Origin of the sequence: Burkholderia sp. LMG 13014 (assembly GCF_905232215.1) — a bacterium.
Lineage (GTDB): Bacteria > Pseudomonadota > Gammaproteobacteria > Burkholderiales > Burkholderiaceae > Burkholderia.
The window spans coordinates 1-5995 of the sequence record NZ_CAJNKE010000377.1; the positions used below are offsets into that span (position 1 = coordinate 1).

The window sequence follows — 5995 nt, forward strand, 5'->3', positions numbered from 1 at the left end:
GCGTTGCCGCTCGCGGCGCTGTGCTTCCTCGCTTATCAATCCGGCCGGCCCGACGAACGGCCGGCACCACGCTGAATGCGCGCGCGGCATACGGCCGCGCTTGCCACTTTCCAGGAGAATTCGATGATTGCACTGAAGTTGCGACAGGTACTGCGGATGACGGCGGCTTCGACGGCCGCGCTCGGCGCGCTGCTGGCGGTCGCGCCGGCCCATGCCGATGCGACGCATCTGGTCCAGTCCGCCTCCGCGCGTGTCCCGGCCGTTTCTGTCGGCCCGCAATACGACACGACGCACGTGTGCGTCGCACCGGAAGACTTCGACCGCTTCACCGACAGCTTCGTCGCGACCTTCGGCGGCAAGAAGTCGCAGCAGGGCGTGTTCCAGGTCACGCCGACACCGAGCCAGACGATGTCGCAGCTCGTGTTCACGCCGGCCGGCACGATTTCGGTGTTCGGCTTCAAGACGCCGATTCCGTATCCGTTCTGCGCGGAGCGCACGGGCTATCTCGTCACCGACATGGACGTCGCGATGAAGTCGGCGCGTGCACACGGCGCGGACGTGATCGTCGATACGTTCCCCGACCCGATCGGCCGCGACGCGATCATCCGCTGGCCGGGCGGCGTGAACATGCAGCTCTACTGGCATACCCAGGCGCCGCACTACGACGCGCTGCAAACGGTACCGGAAAACCGCGTCTATGTGTCGCCGGAAAGCGCGAACAAGCTGGTGCATGACTTCGTCGCGTTCTCGCGCGGCAAGGTCGTGTCCGACGTGCGCAAGGCGCCGGGCGTCGAGATCGGCCGGCCGAACGATACGTATCGCCGCATCCGCATCGAGTCGGGTTTCGGCAAGATGACCGTGCTGGCCACGGACGGCCATCTGCCCTATCCGTTCGGACGGGAGATGACGGGCTATGAAGTACCGGATCTCGCCGCGACGCTGAAGCAGGCGCAGGCCGCGGGCGTGACCGTGCTGGTGCCGACGTTCACGTCGGACGGGCGTGATGCGGCGCTCGTGCAGTTCCCGGGCGGTTATATCGCCGAGATCCACGCGCGGTCGAAATAATGGGTCGTCGGTCGATGAGACGCGCATGGCGGCGCGTGCTGCCGGCCGCCGTGCTGGCGGGCGGTGTCGCGACGTACGCCGGGACGGCGGCCGGTGCCGAGGAATCCTCGGCACCGGTTTCGAGCGCCGGCACGACCTGCACGGCGAAGCGGCCGACCCTGCTGTTCAACCGCTGGCAGGAGGACTGGTCCGTGCTCGCGAATCCGTGCGTGCCGCGCAAGCCGCTCGATTCGTTGAAGTACATCCCGCTGGGCGGCGACCCGTCGACTTACCTGTCGCTCGGCGCGAACCTGCGCGAGCGCTTCGAGCTGAACAACGCGCCGCTGTTCGGGCTCGGCGCCGCGCATGACGACAATTACGTGATCGAGCATGCGACGGTGCATGCTGACCTGCGCTATGCCGGTCACTTCCAAGCGTTCGTCCAGTTCATCGATGCACGGCCGTTCGGCAAGGACATGGTCAGCACGGTGGACAAGGACCAGCTCGACATCGAGCAGGCGTTCGTCGCGTATGTCGACCAGGTTGGCGGCGGCACGCTCAAGACCCGCATCGGCCGACAGGAGATGGCGTTCGACTTGCAGCGCTTCGTGGCGGTGCGCGACGGGCCGAACGTGCGCCAGGCGTTCGATGCGCTGTGGGCGGATTACGAAATCGGCAAATTCCGGCTGATCGGCTATGTGACGCGCCCGGTGCAATATCGCGACGATGCGGTGTTCGACGACGTGTCGAACCGGCACTTGAGATTCGACGGCGTGCGTATCGAGCGGAGCGGCACGGGTCCCGGCGATCTGTCGGCCTACTGGTCGCGCTATACGCGCGACAACGCGCGTTATCTCGACGGGGCCGGCACCGAACGGCGCGATGTATTCGACATGCGCTACGCAGGCAAATCCGGCCGGCTCGACTGGGACGTCGAGGCGATGCTCCAGACAGGGCATATCGGACAGGACACGATCGGTGCGTGGGCGTTCGGCGCACTGGGCGGCTACACGTTCGCGAAAACGCCGGGCACGCCGCGCATCGGCATCCAGGTCGACGGTGCATCGGGCGACAAGCATCCCGGCGACGGGCGCATGGGCACCTTCAACCCGCTGTTCCCGAACGGTTATTACTTCACGCTCGCCGGCTACACCGGCTACAGCAACCTGATTCACGTGAAGCCGTCGCTGACGTTCAAGCCGGCCAGCAACGTGACGGTGCTGACCGCGGTCGGTTTCCAGTGGCGCGAGACGACGGCCGACGCGATCTACGCGCAGGGGATGCAGGTGGTGCCCGGCACGGCCGGCAAGGGCGGCTCGTGGACGGGCATGTATGCGCAGGCCCGCGTGGACTGGCTCGTCAATGCGAACGTGGCGCTGGCCGTCGAGGCCGTGCACTTCCAGATCGCCGACTCGATTCGCGCGCTCGGTGCGCGCAACGCCGACTATGTCGGCGTGGAAGCGAAGTTCGGCTGGTAACGCGGCGCTGGCGCGGCTCAGTGCTGCGCGCGCGCCAGCGCTTCGACGAAATCGATGAACGCCGTGACGCGCTTCGAGCCGCGCTGATTCGGCAGGTAGAGCGCGGTGACGACCGAGCGGGCCGCACCGGGCGTGACGTCGTACTGTTCGAACAGCCTGCGCAGGCGGCCGGACTGGACGTCGGCATCGACCAGCCAGTCCGGCAGCAGCGCGATGCCCGCGCCGTCGAGCGCGGCATCGCGCAACACTTCGCTGTGATTCGACTTCATGCGCCCGGCAACGATCACTTGCGTCGTGCCGTGCGCATCGGCGAACGTCCAGGCCTGCTGGTCGCCACCGAAGTGAAAGCGCAGGCACGTATGGTCGACCAGTTCGCCCGGCGCCGACGGCGTGCCGTGCGCATCGAGGTAGTCGTGGCTCGCGACGACATACCGTTGAAACGTGCCGAGCTGCCGCGCGACGACCTCCGCGGACGGCGCTGCTTCGCCGAGCCGGATCGCGACGTCGATCCGGCCGATGACGAGATCGACGCGTTCGTCGGTCAGTTGCAGATCGAGGTCGAGCTTCGGATAGCGCGCGAGGAATGCCGCGATATGCGGCGCGATGCGGCGCACGCCGTATGCGACCGGCACGGACACGCGCAGCGGTCCGGACGGCTCGTCGCCGCGATCGGCGACGAGTGCGTCGGCTTCCGCGAGTTCCTCGATCAGCCGTTTCGCGCGGGCGTAATAGACGGAGCCGGCGTCGGACAGCGTGACCTGCCGCGTCGTGCGGTTCAATAGTACGGTGCCAAGCGACGCTTCAAGCGCATCCACCGCGCGCACCACCGACGAAGCCGCGAGCTTGAGACGCCGTCCCGCGCTCGAGAAGCCGCCGGCTTCCGCTACTTCCACGAACGCGCGCAGCGCGGAAAATTTGTCCATGTCGTCTTCGCCTTTGTGCGTGTCGCAACGATGCGTTGCGTGCCGTTGGCATTCTATCGCCGGCCCGCAAGCGCTATCTTCTGAACTGGCAATTTACAGGAGCGCGCGATGAAACCCCTCGAAGTAACGGTGACTTACGATCTGATCTGCCCGTGGTGCTGGATCGCGGAGCACAGGCTCGCGGAGGCGATCGACGAAGCTGGCCTGGCCGGCAACGTGAGCGTCCGGTTCGTGCCGTTCGAACTGAACCCGTCGATGCCGGCGGGCGGCGTGGATCGCAAGGCGTACCGGAGCGCGAAGTTCGGCAGTTGGGCGCGCTCACAGGCACTCGACGCGAATGTTGCCGAAGCCGGCCGGGCGGCGGGCCTCGTCTTCGATCATGCGCGGATCGCGCGCACGCCGAACACGCGGCTTGCACACCGGCTCGTCTGGTTCGCTCAACAGCGCGGCAGTGCGATCGCGCTCGTCGACGCGCTGTTCGCCGCGTATTTCCGCGACGGGCGCGATCTCGGCGACGCGGACGTGCTGGTCGAGATCGCGACCGATGCCGGGTTGCCGGGCGACGCGGTGCTCGCGTTCCTTGCGTCCGGCGAAGGGCTCGACGCGGTGCTCGCGCTCGAGGACGAGGCGGTGCGCGAAGGCATCGCTTCGGTGCCGTCGACGCGCATCGGGCTCACGGTCATCAGCGGCGCGCAGCCGGCTGCCGTCTTTCGCGATGCGTTGATTGCCGCGCGGCGCGCGCATGATCCAGTTGCCTGAAGCCGGGCCGGCGCCGCCGCGGCCCGGCCTTCAGAGCGATTTATGTCCCGTTCGGGACACTGGCGGATCCTGCCGGTAGGTCAGTGTCGCGCACATTGCGTTTTCCGGGCTCGGGCATTTGCTCGGGGAAGGAGAGCAGTACGACTGGATCCCGGTCAACTACGACGCGACGCCGCTTCAGTGACGGGATGACGCGCGAGCCGCGGCTCGTATGCGAAGGCAGTCAGCGGGTCATCCCGCGCCGCCATACGCCGGGCGGATGGCCGACGATGCGGGCGAACACGCGGTTCAGATGGCTCTGGTCCGCGAAGCCGCAGACGGCCGCGATTTCCGCGAGCGACATGTCGGTCGTTTCGATCAGTTGCCGGGCGCGGATCACGCGCTGTTCGAGCAGCCATTGATGCGGCGTGCGTCCCGTCGTTCGCGAGAACGCGCGGATGAAATAGCCGCGCGACAGATCGCATTCGTTCGCGACCTCCTCGATCGACACGCCGAGATCCGCCTTTTCCATCAGCAGTTCCTTGGCGAGCGCTGTCTTGGCTGGAGACAGTACGCCCTTGAGCTGCAGGTCACGCGCGTTCGCATTGCCGTAGCGGCGTGCGAGATGCGTGCCGATCGCGAGCCCCATCTGCTCGACGAACAGCGCGTTCAGCGCGCCCGGTACGTCGAGGCTGTCGGCAACGCCGTGCGCGAGATGGCCGAGCACCGCGTCCTGCACATCGGGCGCGCAGGTCAGGCCGCCGATTCCCGTTCCGTCGTGCTCTCGGCCGAGGTGGTCGAGGTAGGTGCGCGACAGTTCGATGAGCAGGAAGTCGAATTTGCCGTAGAGGTCCGCGCGGAAATTCCGGGAGAAGTCGCGAATGTAGATCGAGTCGTGCTGAAACCGCCGCTCGGATTTGCCGGCCCCGCCGTAGATCGTGCGCCGGTGCCCGCTATTGAGCGACACGCCGATCAGGAATCCGCGATCGCTGGCGGCCATCTCGATTCGCTCGAATTGCTCGTTGCGCATGCATTTGCGGTGGAGCGTCAGGCCGCCGACCGACCTTTCAATATCCTTGGATAGCAGGCTCGACATGCAACCGAGCGTGTCTTTCGGCGGCGCCGCGGGAGGCGCGACGAGGGGATCTGGCATGACGGGACAATCCTTCGATGAGGTGCGGCGCGCGAGCATTTTCAATTGAAGTTTATACAGCGCGCCTGATAGCGCCCACGATAACTTGAATAAATGTTCACTGCCTGACGAAATGCTTGCAGCGGACCGCCCCATGTCGCGCCAGGCCCGGCCGGTACGAGAAAGCGCCATCCCACTTGATATTGCCCCATTTATATTTGCGTTCCGCGAGTTCGGTGGCATGCCATTGCAGCGGGCGCCAGCGCATTTTCCTTCAAGATTTTTGTTTATGCGGCGTTTACACTCGCTCCACTTTTTGAGATTTCGCACCCGACCCGCAGCGCAGGCGGGGTGCGGACTCCCGCCCCAGTGAACGGCAATGTTCATATGGCGGCCATCGTGGGGAACCTGGAGGCGGCCATGATCCAGATCGGGACGTTGTCGGTGGATTTCGAGCAGCGAGACATTCGCTGTTACGGCGCGTCGTTGCGGATTGGCGCACGCGCGCTCGACATACTTGAAGTACTGCATCACGCCAACGGTTCCGTCGTGTCGAAGGACGACATCATGGATGCGGTCTGGCCGGGCCTGATCGTCGAGGAGAACCGGCTGCAGGTCCATGTCGCGACGTTGCGCAAGGCACTAGGCGCGAACCGCGACCTTATTAAGACGGTGCCGGG

Annotated in this window: 6 protein-coding genes and 1 pseudogene; 5 read left to right on the forward strand and 2 right to left on the reverse strand. The window is 65.9% G+C overall.

Annotation, left to right across the window (positions count from 1 at the left end; all coding sequences use genetic code 11):
• Positions 1–123: 123 nt before the first annotated feature.
• Positions 124–1065: a glyoxalase gene (locus JYJ84_RS26420; protein WP_175221448.1), complete on the forward strand. Its 942-nt coding sequence runs from the start codon at positions 124–126 to the stop codon at positions 1063–1065.
• Between the two features lie 14 nt (positions 1066–1079).
• Positions 1080–2522, forward strand: a complete 1443-nt coding sequence (locus JYJ84_RS26425; protein WP_175221449.1) for an alginate export family protein — start codon at positions 1080–1082, stop codon at positions 2520–2522.
• 17 nt (positions 2523–2539) lie between these two features.
• On the opposite strand, the gene JYJ84_RS26430 is transcribed toward JYJ84_RS26425, so the two are convergent.
• Positions 2540–3445, reverse strand: coding sequence for a LysR family transcriptional regulator (locus JYJ84_RS26430; RefSeq protein WP_175221450.1), 906 nt, complete (start codon positions 3443–3445; stop codon positions 2540–2542).
• A 108-nt stretch (positions 3446–3553) separates the two neighbouring features.
• Between JYJ84_RS26430 and JYJ84_RS26435 the strand changes: the two genes are divergently transcribed.
• Together JYJ84_RS26435 and JYJ84_RS38575 are read left to right on the forward strand one after the other, a co-directional pair.
• On the forward strand, positions 3554–4204 hold the full coding sequence (locus JYJ84_RS26435; RefSeq protein WP_175221451.1) for a DsbA family oxidoreductase: 651 nt from the start codon (positions 3554–3556) through the stop codon (positions 4202–4204).
• A gap of 79 nt (positions 4205–4283) precedes the next feature.
• Positions 4284–4388 (forward strand): annotated as a pseudogene (locus JYJ84_RS38575) (MBL fold metallo-hydrolase); the annotation flags it as partial.
• A gap of 39 nt (positions 4389–4427) precedes the next feature.
• On the opposite strand, the gene JYJ84_RS26440 reads toward JYJ84_RS38575, so the two are convergent.
• Positions 4428–5336: an AraC family transcriptional regulator gene (locus tag JYJ84_RS26440; protein ID WP_175221598.1), complete on the reverse strand. Its 909-nt coding sequence runs from the start codon at positions 5334–5336 to the stop codon at positions 4428–4430.
• A 399-nt stretch (positions 5337–5735) separates the two neighbouring features.
• Between JYJ84_RS26440 and JYJ84_RS26445 the strand changes: the two genes are divergently transcribed.
• Positions 5736–5995 (forward strand): winged helix-turn-helix domain-containing protein (locus tag JYJ84_RS26445; RefSeq protein ID WP_205189640.1); only part of this gene is annotated, 260 nt, incomplete at its 3' end.

Coding starts and splice junctions, on each gene's coding strand:
- JYJ84_RS26440 (WP_175221598.1), bottom strand. CDS start 5,336: ATGCCAGATCCCCTCGTCGCGCCTCCCGCGGCGCCGCCGAAAGACACG.
- JYJ84_RS26430 (WP_175221450.1), bottom strand. CDS start 3,445: ATGGACAAATTTTCCGCGCTGCGCGCGTTCGTGGAAGTAGCGGAAGCC.
- JYJ84_RS26425 (WP_175221449.1), top strand. CDS start 1,080: ATGAGACGCGCATGGCGGCGCGTGCTGCCGGCCGCCGTGCTGGCGGGC.
- JYJ84_RS26435 (WP_175221451.1), top strand. CDS start 3,554: ATGAAACCCCTCGAAGTAACGGTGACTTACGATCTGATCTGCCCGTGG.
- JYJ84_RS26420 (WP_175221448.1), top strand. CDS start 124: ATGATTGCACTGAAGTTGCGACAGGTACTGCGGATGACGGCGGCTTCG.